This is a genomic window from Gottfriedia endophytica (assembly GCF_017814275.1).
Lineage (GTDB): Bacteria > Bacillota > Bacilli > Bacillales > Bacillaceae_G > Gottfriedia > Gottfriedia endophytica.
In genome coordinates this window covers 253591-273200 of sequence record NZ_JAGIYQ010000003.1, presented here as the reverse complement: position 1 = coordinate 273200, position 19610 = coordinate 253591, and the positions used below count along the sequence as shown (strand labels likewise).

General features: G+C 33.0%; 21 protein-coding genes. 8 read left to right on the top strand and 13 right to left on the bottom strand.

The genetic code is table 11. The annotated features are described in order from the left end of the window. Positions 1-89: 89 nt before the first annotated feature. From pyc to J5Y03_RS06165, 3 genes are all read right to left on the bottom strand, one after another. Positions 90-3536: a pyruvate carboxylase gene (gene pyc, locus J5Y03_RS06175; RefSeq protein WP_209403629.1), complete on the bottom strand. Its 3447-nt coding sequence runs from the start codon at positions 3534-3536 to the stop codon at positions 90-92. A gap of 33 nt (positions 3537-3569) precedes the next feature. After that, positions 3570-4739 (bottom strand): FtsW/RodA/SpoVE family cell cycle protein, encoded by a 1170-nt coding sequence (locus tag J5Y03_RS06170; RefSeq protein WP_209403628.1) that lies wholly within the window; start codon positions 4737-4739, stop codon positions 3570-3572. A gap of 353 nt (positions 4740-5092) precedes the next feature. Beyond that, positions 5093-5383, bottom strand: a complete 291-nt coding sequence (locus tag J5Y03_RS06165; RefSeq protein WP_209403626.1) for a YlaN family protein — start codon at positions 5381-5383, stop codon at positions 5093-5095. Between the two features lie 204 nt (positions 5384-5587). On the opposite strand from J5Y03_RS06165, the gene J5Y03_RS06160 reads away from it, so the two are divergent. Then, the gene (locus J5Y03_RS06160; protein ID WP_209403624.1) at positions 5588-6085 is read left to right on the top strand and encodes a peptidyl-prolyl cis-trans isomerase; all 498 of its coding nucleotides are present in this window, start codon (positions 5588-5590) and stop codon (positions 6083-6085) included. A gap of 8 nt (positions 6086-6093) precedes the next feature. After that, complete coding sequence (locus tag J5Y03_RS06155) at positions 6094-6483, top strand: hypothetical protein (RefSeq protein ID WP_209403622.1); 390 nt, start codon at positions 6094-6096, stop codon at positions 6481-6483. Positions 6484-6488: 5 nt separating this feature from the next. Here J5Y03_RS06155 and J5Y03_RS06150 read toward each other — a convergent pair whose 3' ends face one another. Continuing rightward, positions 6489-7817 carry a PhoH family protein gene (locus J5Y03_RS06150; protein WP_209403620.1) on the bottom strand — a complete coding sequence of 443 codons (1329 nt, stop codon included), beginning with the start codon at positions 7815-7817 and terminating at the stop codon, positions 6489-6491. A gap of 168 nt (positions 7818-7985) precedes the next feature. Next, positions 7986-8450 (bottom strand): pyridoxamine 5'-phosphate oxidase family protein, encoded by a 465-nt coding sequence (locus J5Y03_RS06145; protein WP_209403618.1) that lies wholly within the window; start codon positions 8448-8450, stop codon positions 7986-7988. 143 nt (positions 8451-8593) lie between these two features. Between J5Y03_RS06145 and J5Y03_RS06140 the strand changes: the two genes are divergently transcribed. Further along, positions 8594-8794 carry a YlaI family protein gene (locus J5Y03_RS06140; protein ID WP_209403616.1) on the top strand — a complete coding sequence of 67 codons (201 nt, stop codon included), beginning with the start codon at positions 8594-8596 and terminating at the stop codon, positions 8792-8794. A 36-nt stretch (positions 8795-8830) separates the two neighbouring features. Here the strand turns inward: J5Y03_RS06140 and J5Y03_RS06135 are convergent, their stop codons facing one another. From J5Y03_RS06135 to typA, 3 genes are all read right to left on the bottom strand, one after another. Next, positions 8831-9103, bottom strand: coding sequence for a hypothetical protein (locus J5Y03_RS06135; RefSeq protein ID WP_209403614.1), 273 nt, complete (start codon positions 9101-9103; stop codon positions 8831-8833). Between the two features lie 26 nt (positions 9104-9129). After that, positions 9130-9444 (bottom strand): YlaH-like family protein, encoded by a 315-nt coding sequence (locus J5Y03_RS06130; RefSeq protein WP_209403612.1) that lies wholly within the window; start codon positions 9442-9444, stop codon positions 9130-9132. Positions 9445-9570: 126 nt separating this feature from the next. Continuing rightward, on the bottom strand, positions 9571-11418 hold the full coding sequence (gene typA / locus J5Y03_RS06125; protein WP_209403610.1) for a translational GTPase TypA: 1848 nt from the start codon (positions 11416-11418) through the stop codon (positions 9571-9573). Between the two features lie 207 nt (positions 11419-11625). Here typA and J5Y03_RS06120 point away from each other — a divergent pair, with 207 nt between their 5' ends. Beyond that, positions 11626-11811, top strand: a complete 186-nt coding sequence (locus tag J5Y03_RS06120) for a DUF5325 family protein (protein WP_209403608.1) — start codon at positions 11626-11628, stop codon at positions 11809-11811. Positions 11812-12023: 212 nt separating this feature from the next. Here the strand turns inward: J5Y03_RS06120 and J5Y03_RS06115 are convergent, their stop codons facing one another. Beyond that, positions 12024-12821: an inositol monophosphatase family protein gene (locus J5Y03_RS06115; protein WP_209403606.1), complete on the bottom strand. Its 798-nt coding sequence runs from the start codon at positions 12819-12821 to the stop codon at positions 12024-12026. A 219-nt stretch (positions 12822-13040) separates the two neighbouring features. Further along, a complete protein-coding gene (locus J5Y03_RS06110) occupies positions 13041-13229 on the bottom strand; it encodes a hypothetical protein (protein WP_209403605.1) in 189 nt (62 codons plus the stop codon). 205 nt (positions 13230-13434) lie between these two features. Here J5Y03_RS06110 and J5Y03_RS06105 point away from each other — a divergent pair, with 205 nt between their 5' ends. Continuing rightward, on the top strand, positions 13435-14085 hold the full coding sequence (locus J5Y03_RS06105) for a DUF1054 domain-containing protein (RefSeq protein ID WP_209403603.1): 651 nt from the start codon (positions 13435-13437) through the stop codon (positions 14083-14085). A gap of 357 nt (positions 14086-14442) precedes the next feature. Here the strand turns inward: J5Y03_RS06105 and J5Y03_RS06100 are convergent, their stop codons facing one another. Then, positions 14443-14712: a UPF0223 family protein gene (locus tag J5Y03_RS06100; RefSeq protein ID WP_209403601.1), complete on the bottom strand. Its 270-nt coding sequence runs from the start codon at positions 14710-14712 to the stop codon at positions 14443-14445. Between the two features lie 309 nt (positions 14713-15021). Here J5Y03_RS06100 and J5Y03_RS06095 point away from each other — a divergent pair, with 309 nt between their 5' ends. Then, entirely contained in the window at positions 15022-16476 is a 1455-nt protein-coding gene (locus J5Y03_RS06095) for an aminotransferase class I/II-fold pyridoxal phosphate-dependent enzyme (protein ID WP_245208780.1), read from the top strand. 381 nt (positions 16477-16857) lie between these two features. Then, a complete protein-coding gene (locus J5Y03_RS06090) occupies positions 16858-17688 on the top strand; it encodes a protein-glutamine gamma-glutamyltransferase (protein ID WP_209403599.1) in 831 nt (276 codons plus the stop codon). A 612-nt stretch (positions 17689-18300) separates the two neighbouring features. Here J5Y03_RS06090 and J5Y03_RS06085 read toward each other — a convergent pair. Then, positions 18301-18600: a DUF3055 domain-containing protein gene (locus tag J5Y03_RS06085; protein ID WP_209403597.1), complete on the bottom strand. Its 300-nt coding sequence runs from the start codon at positions 18598-18600 to the stop codon at positions 18301-18303. Between the two features lie 125 nt (positions 18601-18725). Between J5Y03_RS06085 and J5Y03_RS06080 the strand changes: the two genes are divergently transcribed. Then, a complete protein-coding gene (locus tag J5Y03_RS06080; RefSeq protein ID WP_209403595.1) occupies positions 18726-19121 on the top strand; it encodes a DUF1885 family protein in 396 nt (131 codons plus the stop codon). Position 19122: 1 nt separating this feature from the next. On the opposite strand, the gene J5Y03_RS06075 is transcribed toward J5Y03_RS06080, so the two are convergent. Continuing rightward, positions 19123-19362: a hypothetical protein gene (locus tag J5Y03_RS06075; protein ID WP_209403593.1), complete on the bottom strand. Its 240-nt coding sequence runs from the start codon at positions 19360-19362 to the stop codon at positions 19123-19125. Between the last annotated feature and the right edge of the window lie 248 nt (positions 19363-19610).

Below are 19610 nucleotides of genomic sequence, written 5' to 3'. Positions count from 1 at the left end.
TTAACCTTTTTACACTTTCAAAAGCAAAAAAAAGACATCTAGTATAAATTTCATACTTAGATGTCTTTTCTAATGTTGAAAAAATAGATTTATTTCTGTTCAAGTTCGATTAATAAATCTCCTGTTGAAATACTCTCTCCTGCAGTAATAAATACCTCTTTTACACTACCAGTAAATGGTGACTGGACAGTTGTCTCCATTTTCATTGCTTCTGTTATAGCTAATGATTGGCCTTTTTCTACCATTTCACCCTTCTTAACTAGAACACTAAGCACTGTTCCAGGCATTGTTGCGTTTAAGTGGTTCGGATTATTAGTATCTCCCTTAAGCTTTTGTACAACTGTCGATTTTACTGAAAAATCTTTAACGACCACTTCCCTTGGTTGACCATTTAATTCAAAGTATATCACTCTATTTCCGTCATTTTGTGGTTGCCCAATTGAAACAAGCTTTACGATCAATGTTTTTCCACGCTCTATTTCAATTTCTACTTCTTCACCTATTCTTGTACCATAGAAGAAAGTTGGTGTATCTAATACAGAAACATCACCATATTTTTCAACATTCTTTTGATAGTCCATAAAAACTTTTGGATATAAAGCGTAAGATAAAACATCAAATAATGTAACTTGGCGCTTCAGCGTTTGAAATAAATATTCTTCAACTTGCTTAAAATCAATTGGATTTAATGATTCACCCGGTCGATCAATTAATGGTTGTTTTCCTTTAAGAATTACTCGCTGTAAGCTTTTAGGAAAACCACCATGCGGTTGACCTAATTGTCCTTCGAAGAACTCAATAACTGAATCTGGAAAATCAATATGATCACCTTTTTCATAAATTGTATCTTCATCTAAATTATTTTGAACCATAAATAAAGCCATATCTCCAACTACTTTTGATGAAGGGGTCACTTTTACAATGTCACCAAATAACATGTTTACCCTACCGTACATTTGCTTTACTTCATCAAATCTATCCCCTAAACCGACAGCTTTTGCTTGCTGTTGTAAATTCGAATATTGTCCACCAGGCATTTCATGCTGATAGATTTCAGTATGAGATGACATCATTCCAGATTCAAAACTTGAATAATATTTCCTTACACCTTCCCAATAAGTTGAAAGCTGTTCTAAACCATTTATGTTCAAATCACTTTTATATTTGGAACCCTCGAGAGCATAGTATAGACTATTTGCACTTGGTTGTGAGGTGAATCCAGACATACTTCCTACAGCTACGTCAACGATGTCTACTCCAGCTTCAATAGCCTTCACATACGTGTAGATACCATTACCACTCGTATCATGAGTATGTAAATGGATTGGCAAATTGACTGATTCCTTTAATTCACTAATTAACTGATATGCTGCTTGAGGTTTTAATAACCCAGCCATATCTTTAATAGCAAGGATGTGGGCACCTGCACTTTCTAAATCCTTAGCAAGGGTTTTGTAATAATTCATATCATATTTCGTTCTAGTTGGATCCAGTACATCCCCTGTATAACAAATGGCAGCTTCAGCAAGTTTTCCATTATCTCTTACTGCCTCAATTGCAACTTCCATTCCTTTTATCCAATTTAAACTATCAAAAATCCTAAATACATCTATTCCGGCTTGTGAAGATGCTTCGATGAATTTCTTTACTAAGTTATCTGGATAATTTTTGTATCCGACTGCATTTGATCCTCTTAATAACATTTGAAATAACACATTTGGAATTTGGTTTCTAAGTAATAATAAGCGTTCCCATGGATCTTCATTTAAGAATCGATAGGCTACATCAAATGTTGCTCCTCCCCACATCTCCATTGAAAATAAATTAGGAAGGATCACTGAAGTTTGCTCTGCAACTGAAATTAAATCTTTCGTTCGAATTCGAGTTGCCAATAACGACTGATGAGCATCACGGAAAGTAGTATCCGTATAGAAAACTTGCTTTTCATTTTTAACCCATTTTGAGAAATTAACTGGTCCAAGTTCTTCTAAAAGTTGTTTTGTTCCTTTAGGCTTACTTTCTAAATCATTTACTTTTGGTATGATTACATCATCAAAATATGGTTTTTCTTTTGATGAAATACCTGGAAATCCATTTACAGTCACATTTCCAATATAATTTAATAATTTAGTTCCACGGTCAAGTCTTTTTGCAAATACAAATAATTCTGGAGATGAATCTACAAAAGAGGTATTATATTTACCTGAAAGAAAGTCAGGATGTTGCATCACATTTTCAAGAAATGGAATATTTGTTTTTATACCCCGTATACGAAACTCCTTTAAGTTTCGATTTAACTTTGCTACCGCGCCATCAAAAGTAAGTGCATGTGTTGTTACTTTCACGAGCAATGAATCATAATAGGGAGTTATCACTGCACCTTGAAAACTATTCCCAGTATCTAATCGAACACCAAATCCACCACCGGAACGATATGCCATAATTTTACCTGTATCGGGCATAAAATTATTTAATGGATCCTCTGTTGTGACACGTGCTTGGATAGCAAACCCCATTTTAGGAATCTGATCTTGTTGAGGAATACCTATTTTCTCGCTATGTAATGTATGTCCTTGAGTAACCAAAATTTGAGTTTGAACAATATCAATACCTGTAATCATTTCAGTGATGGTATGTTCAACTTGAACTCGAGGATTGACCTCAATAAAAAAATACTCATTACCCGATACTAAAAATTCAACGGTTCCTGCATTTACATAATCTACTTCCTTCATCAGTTGAACTGCTGCATTGCATATTTTTTCACGCAAATCATTTGAAATAGAAGTGCAAGGTGCAACTTCAACTAATTTTTGATGACGTCTTTGAACTGAGCAATCTCTTTCAAATAAATGAACAATATTGCCTTCATTATCACCAATTATTTGAACTTCTATATGCTTTGGATTTTCAATAAATTTTTCTACATAAACTTCATCATTTCCAAAAGCAGCCTTTGCTTCTGATTTTGCTCGTTCATAAGCTTCCTTTAGCCCGGATGGTGTTCTAACAATCCTCATGCCACGTCCGCCACCACCGAGTGAAGCTTTAATAATGATTGGAAATCCAACTGCATTCCCAAATTCTATTACTTCTTCTAAAGTATTAACAGGACCATCACTACCTGGGATTATTGGCAAATTAGCAGAAAGAGCTTGCTTTTTTGCTTTTATTTTATCTCCGAAAATATCCAAATGTTTTGAAGTAGGACCAATAAATAAAATTCCTGCTTCTTCACATCTTTCAGCAAATCTGATATTTTCAGATAAGAATCCATATCCAGGATGAATCGCGTCAACCTCATTTTTTATTGCAATTTCGATAATTCCTTCAATGTCCAAATAAGCCTCAATCGGCTTTTTTCCTTTACCTACAATGTATGCTTCATCTGCTTTATAGCGATGATATGAGCCTTCATCTTCCTTCGAATAAATTCCAACTGTTCTTATTCCTAATTCAGTACATGCACGAAAAACTCGTATTGCAATTTCACCACGATTAGCAACTAACACTTTTTTTATTCTTTTGTCACTCATACCATTCTCCCCTATCATTAATAAAGCGCTAAATTATGAAACAACATTCAACTTACTTTCTTTTGAAGGTTCCTCTAGTTTGACTCGAATAGCAATTTGCATTAAAATCCCCATCATAGAAATCATCACAATTAATGATGTTCCTCCATAACTTACAAATGGTAAAGGTACTCCAGTTAATGGAATTAGGGATGTAACACCACCTATATTTACAAAAGATTGAATTGCAATACTTGCTGTAACACCAATTGCAATCAAACTATCTAATGCATCTTTTGATTTATGAGCAATTAAAATTCCTCTCCACACAATTAAGAAAATACATGTAATAACAATGAGAACTCCTATTAGACCTGTCTCTTCTCCAATTACTGCAAGGATAAAGTCAGTATGCGGTTCCGGTAAATAGCCTAATTTCTGGATACCTTTCCCTAATCCAACTCCAGTAAGTCCACCGTGAGCAAACCCTACAAGTGAATTAACTAATTGAAATCCTATCCCTTGAGCGTAATCGAACGGATTTTTATAAGCTAAAAATCTATTAAGCTGAACTTTAGTAATAATAAGCGTTGGATTAAATACAAACAATAAGATTACTGGCGACAATATGATGCCTCCACCAAGGAGCATGACAATAAAACGTCTTACCTTATAACCACAACAAAATACAATAGTAAAGGTTGTCCCAAGAAGTAGCATCATTGTTCCAGTATCTGGTTGCTTTTTTAAGAGAAAACAATAAATTCCAATAACAATCAAAGGTTTTAAAACTGTTTTTAAATTTGTTGTTACACTTTTTTGATTTTTTGCGTACCAACCTGCAAGGAAAAGAATTGTACTTAATTTAATGATTTCAGCAGGCTGAATACCAAAAATCCAGCTCTTTGCATTATTAACTACTTTACCAAATAATAGTACTGCTACTAAGAGACCTATACTAATCGCTACGTTACTTATTAAGATAATATTTTTTTTGTATACCCATGTAGGTACAAATAATAAGATAATAAATGCGATAATCCCAAGTTCTAAAGCATGTAACTGACTTACAAAAAAATGATCGCTACTCCAATGCATGTTTTGATAGCGGATACTTGGCAGTGCAGAACTTGCACTATAGACCATTACTAAGCCAAATGTGCATAAGATTAGTAATGGAACAAATAACATGTAATCCATATTCTTTATATATTTTTTTAACATTAATCATCTTCCTTATGTAAATATCATTTTTCGAAGTCATCATTTCCAGTTTTTTACGATATTTCCTTTTATTCTCTCTATAATTGTAACATACTATCTATCACCTTTGTATCAAACTAATAGTCTATGAAAATTCTAATTTTCTATATAAGGTGTAACTTTCATCAGTGGTTTTTTTGCATCTCCCACTGATGGTTAGCCCGCCCAATCGGGCTTTTACGGGCAGTTATCCCCTACTTACCTTCCTCGCCTTTCTCTCAAACTTGAGGTGGGAGTCTTACTGCCCGTTAATGTAGGATAAAAATTTTTACAAAAAAGCTCAAACCATACTTAGTTTGAGCATTCGTGATTTCTTATTTATTTTTACGATTTGTAAAAGCTTCATGTAATGCAGATAATCTTTGTTCAAGCTCAGATAATAATTCTTTACCTTGTTCTTCACGTATTAATCCTAAACGAGAAGCAAAATCAATTTCACGTGAAAGTCCAAACATCTGAGTATCTAAAACCTCTTCATAAAGAGGACATTGTGGCATTGTTAAATTTTCAAGTTGAACATTGATTAGTTTTAAAATTTTATCAGCATCTGTTTTTAATAAATCATATGCTTTTTCATTACTATTTGTTGCAGCATCAGACGTCAATATTCTCCCTCCACTTCCGTACTATGCTTCTTCATTTAATATTATCCTTGTTTTATACAAAAATCAACTGATTAATAATAATTCTCACTAATCCATATGAAGATATATTTACCAAATATAATAAATATTAGTTTAAAATAATGTTAATTGTTGCAATCAAGGATTACAATAAGAAAGGGAACAATTATAGGGAGGAAATTTTTTATGAGTGATATTTTTTCAATTAGTGGAAATGTTCAGTTTGAACTGACGATCGATCCAAGTGTCTGGATTTTTGATGAAAGAAAAATTGAGTTAGACGAATTTTTCGATCTAACCTACCAAAATATCAATGAAGAAGAATTGTATTTACAACGTGTATCAAAACATTGGGATCGTGAAATTACCGAAGGAGCTAAACTTACACCTCCAAACGAAAAACTGATGGCTTCTGAAAAAAAGAAATGGCTTTCTCAGTCTTACGGAATGCCACTAAAATATTTCCTAAAAAATGCGAAAATAAATGAAGACGCTACAAATATTATAATTGAAACAACTTCATCAGAGATAAAATTAACAGTTGATGAAGCAATGAATGGATTATTAGCCTTTTCAATTAAAGGCAAACCACTAAGAGAAAACGGCCCTGTTCATTTTTATTATGCAGACATACGAAATAAAAATGAACCGATTACTGATATTAGAAAAATAATTGTAAGGTAACTAGAAATGTGGAGCGGACTCGTTTAGCTCCGACAGACATTGGAGCAAATACCACAAGGAAGTGTGCAGTTTCACTTCCTTGTGGTATTTGTGAAATGGCCGAGGAGTTAGTCTGCGGAACTAGACAGGAGTTGGAGCAACAACCAAAGGAAGTGCGATTTTTCACTTCATTTGCTTGTTGTGAAACGACGGAAGAGATGGTTGCCGGAGCTAGACAGGCTAGAAATGTGGAGCGGACTTGGTTAGCTCCGACATTCATTGGAGCAAACAACAATAGAAGTGCGGGTTTCACTTCAATTGTTGTTTGTGAAATGGCCGAGGAGCTAGTCTGCGGAACTGGACACATCGAAAAGTGGATACAAAAAAAGGGATTGCCTAGTGCATTCCCTTTTTTATAAACCACTTAAAGTAAATCTGCCGCTAATTGAGCAATTGCTGAACGTTCACCCTTAATAAGCTTTACATGCCCACTAATTTTTTGATCTTTAAACTTTTCAACAACATGTGTTAATCCATTATTGTATTCATCTAGATACGGATGATCAATTTGTTCTGGATCACCCATTAAAACAATTTTACTTCTATCTCCTACACGAGTTAGGATCGTTTTCACTTCATGCTTTGTTAAATTTTGTGCCTCGTCAATGATGATAAATTGTTCTGGAATGCTTCTACCTCTAATATATGTTAGGGCTTCTACTTCAATTGATCCCATTCCTGCTAAAATGGCATCTAATTCTCCTGGTTTTTTCGTATTAAATAAATATTCAAGGTTATCATGGATTGGTTGCATCCATGGTCGTAATTTTTCATCTTTTTCACCTGGTAAATACCCTAAGTCTTTTCCTACTGGTACAATTGGTCTAGCAACTAATAATTTTTTATAAGTTTGAAGATCCTCAGTTTGCATTAAACCTGCTGCTAATGCTAATAACGTTTTCCCAGTACCTGCTTTACCAATAAGGGTTACAAGTGGTATATCATCCCGTAATAAAAGTTCTAGTGCCATATTCTGTTGTGCATTTCGCGGCCTAATCCCCCAAATATGTTCATTTGAAAAGATAAATTTTTTAATCTTAGTCCCAGTTCGATCAACGATTCCTAAAGCTGAACTTGAACCACCTAGCGCATCTTTTAAGACGATAAATTGATTTGGATACAATGGAGCACTAGTGATTTCAGAAGATTTTATTTCAGCCTTCTCATAGAAACGATTTAATATATCTGTGTTTATGTAGTACTCTAAATATCCTGTATAAATATGGTCTACTTCTACAACTCTATCACTTAAATAATCCTCAGCAACTAAATTGAGAGAATCCGCTTTTACACGAACTAATGTATCCTTACTAACAAGAATAACAGTTTTACCATTTTCTTTCGCTTCTTCTTCAAGAGATAAATTCTTTGCTACTGCAAGTATGCGATTATCATTTGTTTTCTCTACAAAAATATCCTGCAGCTGTTGAAATGAACGATGATTTAGTTCAATTCTGAATGAACCACCATTTTCTAATGGTATTCCTTCATGCAGCTTACCTAGTTCTCGAAAACTATCGATTAATTTAGAAACGTATCTTGCATTTCGTCCTACTTCGTCCATATATCTTTTCTTTGAATCAACTTCCTCAAGAACCACAGCTGGAACAACAACTTCATTATCTTCAAAAGAAAAGATTGCTAACGGATCCTGCAATAGAACATTTGTGTCGAGAACATATATTTTATTCAACCCTTTACCTCCTGACTTAACAAGCAAAGTATGAAATATTTAGCTTTTATGACAAAGTCAAATTCATTATTACTAACGATTTCAAATGGAAATTTAAGTCAATGTATGGACGAACCATTTATATATTATATGAAATTCTCTTCACTTTAGAATACGTTTATCTTTCATCTAGTCAATCGTATATGTTCTAAGTGCTTTCAATACTGAATCATCCAGTTTTTTGGCAGCTTTTTCATCATATGTTTTTACGTACCCCGGTTCTACACTTATTTTTGAACCATAAAACATTATATTTTTCACTTCATTAACTTTTACTTGAATACAGGTTAATTTTAATGGTAATCCTGGCAATTGTGATGATAGAATGGTAGCTTTCCCTGTAATACAATAAATTGTTTCATTTGCAAATAGACTACATGATACAAATGAATTTTTTTCAATATTACTAACGATCCAAGAGCGCCTGTCAACTGCAAAACGAACAGTCTCTTCGTCCAAAGCAGTAAACCATGAGATTGCATTCATATTAGGAGATTGGTTTTCAGCATTTACAGTACTGACTAAAATAATTCTTTCCTGATTCAGGTAGCTTAGTAACGTTGGTGATATTGATCTTTCAATACTATTTGCCATTATCTCACCCTCTAACATATTGGTATAATAATACATTTCAAAACAGATGCTGTATGTTCCTGCTTATTTTTATCTTTTTTTAAAATATATTCTTAAACATGCTATAATTATGTACAAATAGAATTGTTAAAAGGAGGTTGTATATGAGAGTGAAATGCATGATTTGTGACAGAATTGACATGTTAAACGACGAATCACCTGTTGCAAAAAAATTACGAAATCGACCAATCCATACATATACATGCCCAGATTGCTACAATCGTATAACGGTAAAAACGGAAGCGCGTTTAGCAACCGGAAATTTCCGTTTACTAAAACCGATACAAGATAAAGATGAATGGTAAAATTGACAAGAGGCTGTCTTAAATGACAGCCTCTTTTTAATATCGTTCTGGATTCATTTTAATTTGATCTATAAAACAATCAATCATTTCTACTGGAAATCGAGTCGACCGCTCTTTTTCATTTTGAATAAACTTAACTAAATAGAAGTCTTCCATTACTTCAATTTCCACATTTCTTACTCCGTGATCATTTTTTAATATTCCATCAAAAAGCTCATATGTTTCTTTTGCACTTTCATCTGATGGTCTTGTCTCATAAATCACTTTGATCGTAAGCCAATTATATAAAGCATCTTGAACTGATTGCATTAAATTCCCTTCCTTTTGAAAACCTATTATGCCACTTCTTGTTTATTTTTCTTTGATTGATACAAACGGATTTTATAGATTCCTAAAACTGCTACACTAATTAATAGTACTTCAGCAACTGGTAAAAACACTCCTAAAAATGTAAAGATCGAGCAACCTAGTGCTAAAAGGATATAGACAACTGCTGATTTCATAACAGGTAGTTTTTTTGCAAATCCTAACTTGTACACGATTATACTGAGAATAATGATTGTTATATAAAGTAACCACATTCCTTGATTTGGATTTGTATCGACATGATATAATTTTGCAAAAAAAGATAATTTACTATTTACATCCATTCTATTAGTCCCCCAAGATAAACTCATATGTAATCCACAAAATTCATTATACTTTAAAAATAAAGAAAAGTAAGTAAAGAAATTAAAAAGAAACAGCCTTAGCATCATGCTAAGGCTGTTCGTTAATTAATTTTCCTGTTCAGCGAATTTTTTCTTCTTCGCCATTCTTTCACGTTCATTTTTATCAAGAATTTTTTTACGTAAACGAATTGATTTTGGAGTAACTTCACAATACTCATCATCGTTTAGATACTCTAAAGATTCTTCCAGCGTCATAATACGTGGCTTTTTAATTGTTGATGTTTGGTCTTTTGTTGCCGAACGAATATTTGTTTGTTGTTTCATTCTTACAACGTTTACTGATAAATCATTTTCACGATTATGTTCTCCAACAATCATACCATCATATACTTCTGTACCAGGTTCAACAAAAATAACACCACGATCTTCAAGTCCCATAATACCGTAAGTTGTTGCTTTTCCTGTTTCCATTGAAACTAGCACACCTTGACGTCTTCCACCAACTTGACCTTGGTGAACAGGTTGATAGCTGTCAAAAGTATGATTAATAATACCGTAACCACGAGTTAATGTTAAAAACTCAGTAGTATAACCAATTAATCCACGAGCAGGTACCATGAATGTTAAACGAACTTGACCGTTTCCGTTGTTTACCATGTCTTTCATTTCACCTTTACGCGCACCCATTGATTCCATGATTGAACCTGTATATTCTTCTGGAACGTCAATTTGAACATGCTCTACTGGCTCACATTTAACACCGTCTACTTCACGAATAATAACTTCAGGTTTTGATACTTGAAGCTCGTAACCTTCACGACGCATATTTTCAATTAAAATAGATAAATGAAGTTCTCCACGTCCACTTACAATCCACACATCTGGTGAATCTGTGTTTTCTACACGTAAACTTACATCTGTTTGAAGCTCTTGTAATAAACGCTCTTCAATTTTACGAGAAGTGATGTATTTTCCTTCACGACCAGCAAATGGACTATTGTTAACAACAAATGTCATTTGTAGTGTAGGCTCATCAATACGTAAGATTGGTAGTGCTTCTTGGTGTTCTGAAGGACATACTGTTTCACCAACGTTAATGTCTTCCATACCTGAAACAGCTACTAAGTCACCAGCTTTTGCTTCTTCGATTTCGATACGTTTTAACCCGATGAAACCAAACATTTTTGTAATACGGAATTGTTTAACACTTCCATCAAGTTTCATAAGAGCTACTTGTTGGCCAACTTTCATTGTTCCACGGAAGATACGACCAATACCGATACGTCCAACATAGTCATTATAATCAAGTAATGTAACTTGGAATTGTAAAGGTTCTTCACTGTTATCAATTGGTGCAGGGATATGCTCAATAATTGTTTCATACAAGGATTTCATGTTTTCTTCTTGCTTAGATGGGTCTGAATCTAGGCTAGCTGTTCCATTGATTGCAGAAGCAAATACTACAGGGAATTCTAATTGGTCTTCATTTGCACCAAGTTCGATGAATAAATCAATTACTTCATCTACTACTTCATTAGGTCGTGCAAAATCACGGTCAATTTTATTTACGACAACAATTGGAGTTAAGTTTTGTTCTAACGCTTTTTTCAAAACGAAACGAGTTTGAGGCATACATCCTTCATATGCATCAACTACAAGTAAAACTCCGTCTACCATTTTCATAATACGCTCAACTTCTCCACCGAAGTCAGCATGGCCTGGTGTATCCATAATATTGATACGTTTGCCTTCATATTGAATAGCAGTGTTTTTCGCAAGAATCGTAATTCCGCGTTCACGCTCTATATCATTTGAATCCATTGCACGTTCATTTACTTGTTCATTTGAACGGAATGTACCAGATTGTTTTAATAATTCGTCAACCAGTGTTGTTTTACCATGGTCAACGTGGGCAATAATTGCTATATTGCGAAGATCTTCTCTCTTTTTCAAGTATATTCACTCCTAAAATATTTACATATCATTTTCATTATTAACTAAAATATTATAGCACATGCAACAGATAAATGTTCAATAAAATAATTTAGTATCGTTTTTTTAACATTAATTTTTTGTATAGATTCGTGCATAAAAATTTACATCTCATACTTGTTACAGTAAAATAATGTTGCTGGACATCATTTTGAAAGAGGGATTTCATTGTCAAACATACAATTTCGTTTTCTATTTATTTCTATTTCTGCAGTTATTTTTTTAATTCTTGTTGGGATTATGATTGCTGAGGAAAGTATCTTAGGTGCAATCGTATCTTTAATTATATTTATAGGTGTGGTGGGATATGGTTTCGCTTACCGCGCTAAATTACGAAAAGAAGGTAAGTTTTAATAACCTACCTTCTTTTTTTATGCCTGTTTTTGTAAACTTTGTTGCTATTTAAGTATGCGCTTAGTTGATTGGAACTTAGAGATGCTCCCTGAGCCTCTTCGCCAAGCTTGCGGGGCCTCACCTGTTCCCTTGTCCCTTGTCCCTTGTCCCTTGTCCCTTGTCCCTTGTCCCTTATGATAGCGCTTTATTATTTACGAAATGCAAATTTACCTTTACTTCTCTTCTATGTATTCTGTAAGCACCTCGTTAAAGATCGATTCATTACAAACTAGTACTGAACTATTTTCTAAAATTGTCAATGGGTTTCCACTTAGAGTTGTACATACACCACCGACCTCTTCAATGAGAATTTTACCTGCTGCGTAATCCCATGGTGACAACCTAGGTGTGATATATGCATCTAGTCTTTGTGTAGCAACATAAGCAAATTCTAAGGCAGCGGAGCCATATGATCTTGAACCTCTTACTTTTTGAACTAAATCACTTAATTTATGGTGATTTAAACGTTTATTTGGAGTTAACCAAATTGAATTGAGGGCTATAATAGCTTCTTCTATTTTTATCGGTTTTAATTTTGGGATTGGTTGATTATTGAAAAATGCACCTTGTCCCTTTTTGGCAGTATAAAGCTCATTATGTAACACATCATATATAATCCCGAACATACCAATTCCGTTTTCGTACACCCCTAATGAGATCGCAAAATTTCTTTTTTGATGGACAAAGTTCATTGTGCCATCAATCGGATCAAGCACCCAAACAACTCCATCGACTTTTTCAATTGAATCTCCAAATCCTTCTTCACCTAAAAGAAAATGAGTTGGAAAATATTCTTTTATCTTTTTCTTAAAAAACTTTTCAATTTCTTTATCCTTGTTAGTAACTAAATCGTTTGGATTTGATTTTGTTAAAATTGTTAATTGATCAGTAAGTGAATTACGAATATTTTCACCTGCATTGATAATCCACCCCGTTGCAGTTTTTTCTATCTCTTCCCAATTTACTGTCATTTTTCAACACTCCAATTTCTAGTTGAACATCAATATTAATATTATCTTATTTCAGTTTACCAAGTTCAATTAAAAAAATCCTTCTTTTATTCAAAGAATTAATTTGAAATTTATGAACTTTTTGGTTGGAGTGAGCATATTATAAAAAATGTGAGTCTTAATCAAAATAACACACACAGAAAAACGAACCTTTTTCAGGTTCGATTAATTGTATATTGTTCAAGCTTCTAATCGAATAAGTTCAAGACGAAGCTGCTCAAGTTTTTTCTTCGATTCATTCATTGCCTCAAAATCTTCAACTATCATTGCATCATAAAGTGTAGCTAGTTCGTAATCTAATTCAAGTTTTAGCACTGGAATTCTTTTCTCAGCATCAGTTCTCTTTAATGCATTAATCACTTGTCTCATCGCAATCCCTCCAATTTTTAATTCACCCTATTACGAAAATAACAATTGTACGAGTTAATTAACTAAATTTTCTGATTTTTTGTTTGATACTAATATATGATATTCTTGCTTACAAGGTAACTAAAATATTAAGAATCCTTATACCCATTTGTTTGCTTTTTTAATGGTATAATAGAAGCGAGATTTTGTATTAGGGGGTTATTAATTGAACAACTCGTTTTTTAATGACAAGCATTTTGAAGTATTCAGTAAACCATCGACATTAGAAGATCGAATGAAGTTCATTCAAGAAGAAATACAACCGAAATTCAAAGAATTATCTGATAGTATTATACCGTTTTTAAATGAGCTTTCGAACGATGTTTTTTATACACATATCGCGAAGCATGCTAGACGGACAGTAAATCCTCCAAAGGATACATGGGTTGCATTTGCCACTAATAAAAGAGGCTATAAAATGCTTCCTCATTTTCAAGTAGGATTATGGGATACACATCTTTTTATTTGGTTTGCAATTATTTATGAAAGTCCAATGAAGAAAAAAATAGCTGAACACTTTCGGAAGAATAAAACTGAATTATACGATTCACTTCCAGCTCATTTCGACATTTCCTACGATCATATGAAGCCAACTTTCATTCCAAAGGAACAAGTATCTTTCGAACAATTTTCACTTGGAATTGACCGTCTTCATGATATTAAGAAAGCCGAGTTTTTATGCGGTATTACAATCGAAAAAGAAAAGGCAATTTGTTATTCAAAGGAAGAACTATTACAAATCATTAAAGAAACATATAATGCAGTTTTTCCATTTTATCAAACTAGCTGTGATGATGAATTTATAAGTGTTGTTTAATTATACATATGATGAAAAAGAAAGTCTATTCCCATTCTTTACTCATTTTTCGACATGTCTATATTTTAATTTAATTCGTTTTAATGGACTAGCTCTGTAAAACAACTTTGTTGCAATTTACAAAAATCCGTTCCCTTTTCACGGACGAGATGCAACGCATCCTTGCAGGTTGTTGGCATCTCGTTTTTTTACATGAGTATCTCGGATCCTGTATCTATCAAAAAACAACATATCCCCATAGAACAAAAAGAAATGTTTCTATTTTTTTACTCAAAAAATGGAAACACTTCTTCAGTAATACTTTACATAAAAGTATGTATGTACTAAAAATAATGCATAAATATTAATTGTACTATGCTACATTTTTACAATATCTGTCTCTAAAAGTTCTTTTCCTTTTTGAATTGTACGGTACGCAGAGTAACCTGATAGCTCCTCAAATTCACGACAAAGTTTATTTTCATCTGCTTTACTTGGTACGATTGATTTGAATTTTTTATAAGCTATCATTAACTCTTCTTTCTTAATTCCTTTTTCATAAGCTTTTTCAATACTTGTGTAAAACTCAATCACATCAATCGTTTCTAATGTTGTCCAATCAAATAAAATAGGATATTGGTAGTCCATTTTTAACCTCCAAATTTATTTTTCGTTTTTCCTTAGTTGGCTTCAAACGATTTATTTCACTTAAAACCATATTCTACCTCATACTATTTAATCTTAACAGTAAAAGGTTATTTAATTACTTTTATTACCATTGTATAAAAATACTATATTTTTCTATACATCGATTTAATAGAGTGGTATAATTTTTTTGTTTTTCATAGGAAGATAAAACAGTTTACTGGTAAAGAATGAGCGTAAGCATGCCTAATATTGCTTACAAACATATCACTTCACGAAAAACATCAATTTTTAGTAGATGGGGTGTATGTGTTGAAACAAAATGAAACACCATTATTTTCTTCATTATTAGAACATAGCAAAAAAAATCCAATTCAGTTTCACATTCCTGGCCATAAAAAAGGACAAGGTATGGATCCTGAATTCAGAGACTTCATTGGAGAAAACGCATTATCAATTGATTTAATAAATATTGCACCGTTAGATGATCTTCACCAACCAAAGGCAGCTATTAAAAAAGCACAAGACCTTGCTGCTAAAGCGTTTGGCGCTGATCATACATTTTTTTCGGTTCAAGGTACTAGTGGTGCAATTATGACGATGGTCATGAGTGTTTGTGGACCTGGAGATAAAATTATAATCCCTCGAAATGTTCATAAATCAGTGTTATCAGCAATTATCCTATCAGGTGCGACTCCAATTTTTGTACACCCTGAAATGGATGTTGAACTTGGTATCGCACATGGAATCACGACAAGCGCTGTTAAAAAGGCAATTAGCGAACATCCTGATGCAAAAGCAATCTTAGTCATCAATCCAACTTATTTTGGATTTGTAGCAGACTTAAAGAAAATTGTTGAAATCGCACACGAAAATAACATGGCAGTATTAGTAGATGAAGCACATGGAGTTCATATCCATTTCCATGATGAGTTACCACTTTCTGCGATGCAGGTCGGTGCTGATATGGCTGCAACTAGTGTTCATAAGCTTGGAGGCTCACTAACTCAAAGCTCAATTTTAAATGTAAGAGAAGGGATCGTAAATATCCAGCACGTTCAAGCTATTCTTAGTATGCTGACTACAACTTCAACATCTTACATATTACTTGCTTCACTTGACGTTGCAAGAAAACGTTTGGCGACAGAAGGAAAACAATTACTATCTGAAACAATTAAGTTAGCAAATTATGCTCGGAGACACATTAATGAAATTAATGGATTATATTGTCCTGGTAGTGAAAAGATTGGTACTGATGCAACATTTAACTTTGATCCTACCAAAATACTTGTAAACGTAAAAAAATTAGGTATTACAGGTCATGATGTAGAAGTATGGTTAAGAAAAAACTATAATATCGAAGTTGAAATGTCAGATTTATATAACATCCTTTGCATCTTAACAATTGGGGATACTGATAACGAAGTAAACATTCTAATTGAGGCTCTTACTGAATTAAGTAAGAAATTTCCACCAAATGAACAAAATACGATTGATATCGTATCAATGCCGACAATCCCAGAGCTTGCTATTTCACCAAGAGACGCATTTTATTCACAAACAGAAGTTGTACCATTTGATGAATCTGTAGGACGTGTTATCGCAGAATTCGTTATGGTTTATCCTCCTGGTATTCCAATCTTTATGCCTGGAGAGCGCATTACATTAGAAAACCTTGTATACATTAAAAAGAATCTTGAAGCTGGTCTACCAGTACAAGGTCCTGAGGATGAAGATATCCTATCATTTAAAGTGATCAAGGAATAAAATTTCATATAAAGTTTTGTCTTTTGAATGTTCTTCAAATTAAGAAACAAAACTAAATTTTTACTAATCAGGCTATTGAGTGAAATAACTCAATAGCCTTTTATCCTATCGCTCTTTTAAACAACATTGTTGGTACTCTCACTCACTGTGGACGAAATACCAAGTCTCTTCTTCACCCCTTCCTCTCCAATGGATGTTGGCAGCCCACATATCCGCAGGAGTGCCCTAGATTCTCATTTAACTATCTAAAAGAAATATCAATACTAATTGCATAAAGGTAAATCTAATCACCATTTTAAACTGCTTACATACAATAATAAAAGTTGGCATATATTTAATTGAGCATATTCATTAAAAGCTCATTAGATAGGGTGTGAAATTGTGATAGTTATTGGAAATAATATGGTAAAGGCTACATTAAGCAAACCTGAACATAATAGTAATGCTATCCTAAGAGAAATACTAAATAAATTACAATCAAGTAATTATTCATATATTTATGACACAAAAAAAGATTTATCATTCGACTTAACCTTACGTTTACTGATCATAAAAGCATCAGAAGACTTATTGAAAAGCAATATGCAATTTCAAGTATTTAGAAAATCATATTGTAATCCCATGTTTTGGATTCGAACACCTTTAGGAGGATTTAAAATCCGTCCTGGAATCCCTCCCTCTCTTGGTTTATTAGATATTTTTCGAAATGGTCAGTTTTATGCTACTGAATGTGCTACTGCAATCATCATCATTTTTTATAAAGCTCTATTAGATCTATATGGTCCAAAAACATTTGATGAATTGTTTAATGGGCTATTACTATATACATGGAACTATGATACAGATTTAGTTATACGAACAGCTTCCATTAAAAATCCAGTTCCAGGTGATGTTGTTTATTTCAAGAATCCAGATGTCAGTCCATTCACTCCTGAATGGCAAGGTGAAAACACAGTTTCTATGGGAAACAATTTATTCTATGGTCATGGAATTGGTGTTCGTACCCCTCTTGAAATTGTTTACTATTTAAATATGCATCGATATCCTTTTGCAATGATTTCTGCTTATTTGACAGATTACAATACCCACGTCGATCCAAATGAAATGTCAAAATACTTAACCAATGACTCAAAACTTATCCCTATCCAAGTTAAAGAAATCGGATCAAACATTATCACTGCCCGCATAGGAGATCAATCTCAAATAGCTTAAAACTCGGCAAATTCGCCGAGTTTTTTTGTTTATATATTTAATAAATAGGTGGTTTTTCCATAGTACTTTTTTTTAAAAAAAGTTGATTGGAACGTGAGACTCCTGTGGGATTAGCGGGAAGGCTGAGACCCCACAGGCTTGCTGAGGAGGCTCAGCTCACGCCCCATGGAAAGGGAGTATCCTGTAGTCTTGTAATCAACTAACGCATTCTAAAATAGCAAAAATGTATACGAAAACAGCATTATTATTTATATGATAAGTGTTTTTTATTTTGGCTCTTCTCTAAAACATTGTTGCTTTTGGAATTTTTAATTTTAATGACAGAAGTTGATTACAACGGAAGGTGCGAGACTCCTGTGGGATTAGCGGGAAGGCTGAGACCCCGCAGGCTTGCCGAGGAGGCTCAGCTCACGCCCCAAGGAAAGGGAGCATCCTGGAGTTGTAATCAACTAACGCATTCTAAAATAGTAACAATGTATACGAAAACAGCCTTTGTGTTTAAAAAAAGATTTATAACAACAAAATTTCTAAAAACCACAAAAATATAAGTTCCATTCATCTTTGGATTTTTAATATAAATTACATTTCAAACTACAAAACATTCAAAGCTTTTTAATCATAGCTCTCTTCAATACTTGGGTGTGGCAATAAGTCGGATAAATAATCAGCTAGTTTCATAGCTTCTTCATCACTTTTTAATTTACATAAATATTTTAACTGATTCGGGTATAGTACATCCTGTCTGTCTAATAAGATACATTGATTAGATTGCATACAAATAACTAAAGGTTTACCAAAAAACATATTAGAATAGACAATCCCTATATCGTATCTTACATCGTTTGCAATAAATCCTATAAACCTTACTTTCGCATTTTCATGTTCATCATACAACTTTTCAAAAAATGACATAACAATCCCTCCTATCGTAAACTTATAATTATGTTCATTTTGATAAAGATAGAACTGTAGCCTTGTTTAAAAATTTAAAATAATGATAAAATGAATAAGATAACAGATTTTTAGGGGGATATTCCATGATTCAACAAGCAAGTATTTCATTAGTCGAAAATTCAAAACACACTGAAGTGAATTTAGAATTAGTTCAAGAGCTATTAAAAGAATATATTAATGCCTCAAATAAAATTGGTATTCAAGTAGATTGGAAATATGAAGCGGCATCTTTTCCTTATCAAATTTCGATTAAAAAGTTAGATGAGCAAGATTGTATTTATTTAAGTTGCCAAGATTCTCGTTATAAACATTTTGTATTATCTTGCCCAAGCGAACAGACAATTCAAATCATGTTGTTACCTAATTCAACATTTGGAGATAAAGGAAAAGCAAATGAACTTTGTAAATACATTGCTCAAAAAGTAGAAGGAAAGCTAGAGTTATTTAATAGTAGAATTATGTATTTTTATAAGCGCTAATCTAAAAGAGATCAAATAAAAATCGAAATGTAAAAAAACAGATTGCATATCCCGTTGTAATAAATATACTTACTTTCTTTGAATTACCAATGTATTTGGCAATCAAGTACAGTTGATAAAAGAAAACAACGAACAAGATTATTTTTGAATGTAATTGATCACGTTGAGATAAGTACATTATGATTGTAAAACCTAACCAAAACAATTGATGAATCAGTAATAAAATGAGTTGTTTCCTCATTTTCCCACCTCATTTACATAAAATAAGTTTGGCTTATCTATTCATTTATTTGTAGTAGGACAATCAATAAAATCATTACTTTTTAAACGTTATGCTATTTTGAAAATTTGCATGCAAAAAACCTCCAAAATAAATTTTGGAGGTTTTTGTTTATCCAAACGTACGCCTAAAGTCGCTTACGTTTTTATTATTATCTAACTTCAGCGACTACCTCCTCGGTCGTTTCACAAATACCAATTGAAGTGAAA

Coding starts and splice junctions, on each gene's coding strand:
- pyc (WP_209403629.1), bottom strand. CDS start 3,536: ATGAGTGACAAAAGAATAAAAAAAGTGTTAGTTGCTAATCGTGGTGAA.
- J5Y03_RS06170 (WP_209403628.1), bottom strand. CDS start 4,739: ATGTTAAAAAAATATATAAAGAATATGGATTACATGTTATTTGTTCCA.
- J5Y03_RS06160 (WP_209403624.1), top strand. CDS start 5,588: ATGAGTGATATTTTTTCAATTAGTGGAAATGTTCAGTTTGAACTGACG.
- J5Y03_RS06145 (WP_209403618.1), bottom strand. CDS start 8,450: ATGGCAAATAGTATTGAAAGATCAATATCACCAACGTTACTAAGCTAC.
- J5Y03_RS06140 (WP_209403616.1), top strand. CDS start 8,594: ATGAGAGTGAAATGCATGATTTGTGACAGAATTGACATGTTAAACGAC.
- J5Y03_RS06135 (WP_209403614.1), bottom strand. CDS start 9,103: ATGCAATCAGTTCAAGATGCTTTATATAATTGGCTTACGATCAAAGTG.
- J5Y03_RS06130 (WP_209403612.1), bottom strand. CDS start 9,444: ATGGATGTAAATAGTAAATTATCTTTTTTTGCAAAATTATATCATGTC.
- J5Y03_RS06115 (WP_209403606.1), bottom strand. CDS start 12,821: ATGACAGTAAATTGGGAAGAGATAGAAAAAACTGCAACGGGGTGGATT.
- J5Y03_RS06110 (WP_209403605.1), bottom strand. CDS start 13,229: ATGAGACAAGTGATTAATGCATTAAAGAGAACTGATGCTGAGAAAAGA.
- J5Y03_RS06100 (WP_209403601.1), bottom strand. CDS start 14,712: ATGGACTACCAATATCCTATTTTATTTGATTGGACAACATTAGAAACG.
- J5Y03_RS06085 (WP_209403597.1), bottom strand. CDS start 18,600: ATGTCATTTTTTGAAAAGTTGTATGATGAACATGAAAATGCGAAAGTA.
- J5Y03_RS06080 (WP_209403595.1), top strand. CDS start 18,726: ATGATTCAACAAGCAAGTATTTCATTAGTCGAAAATTCAAAACACACT.
- J5Y03_RS06075 (WP_209403593.1), bottom strand. CDS start 19,362: ATGAGGAAACAACTCATTTTATTACTGATTCATCAATTGTTTTGGTTA.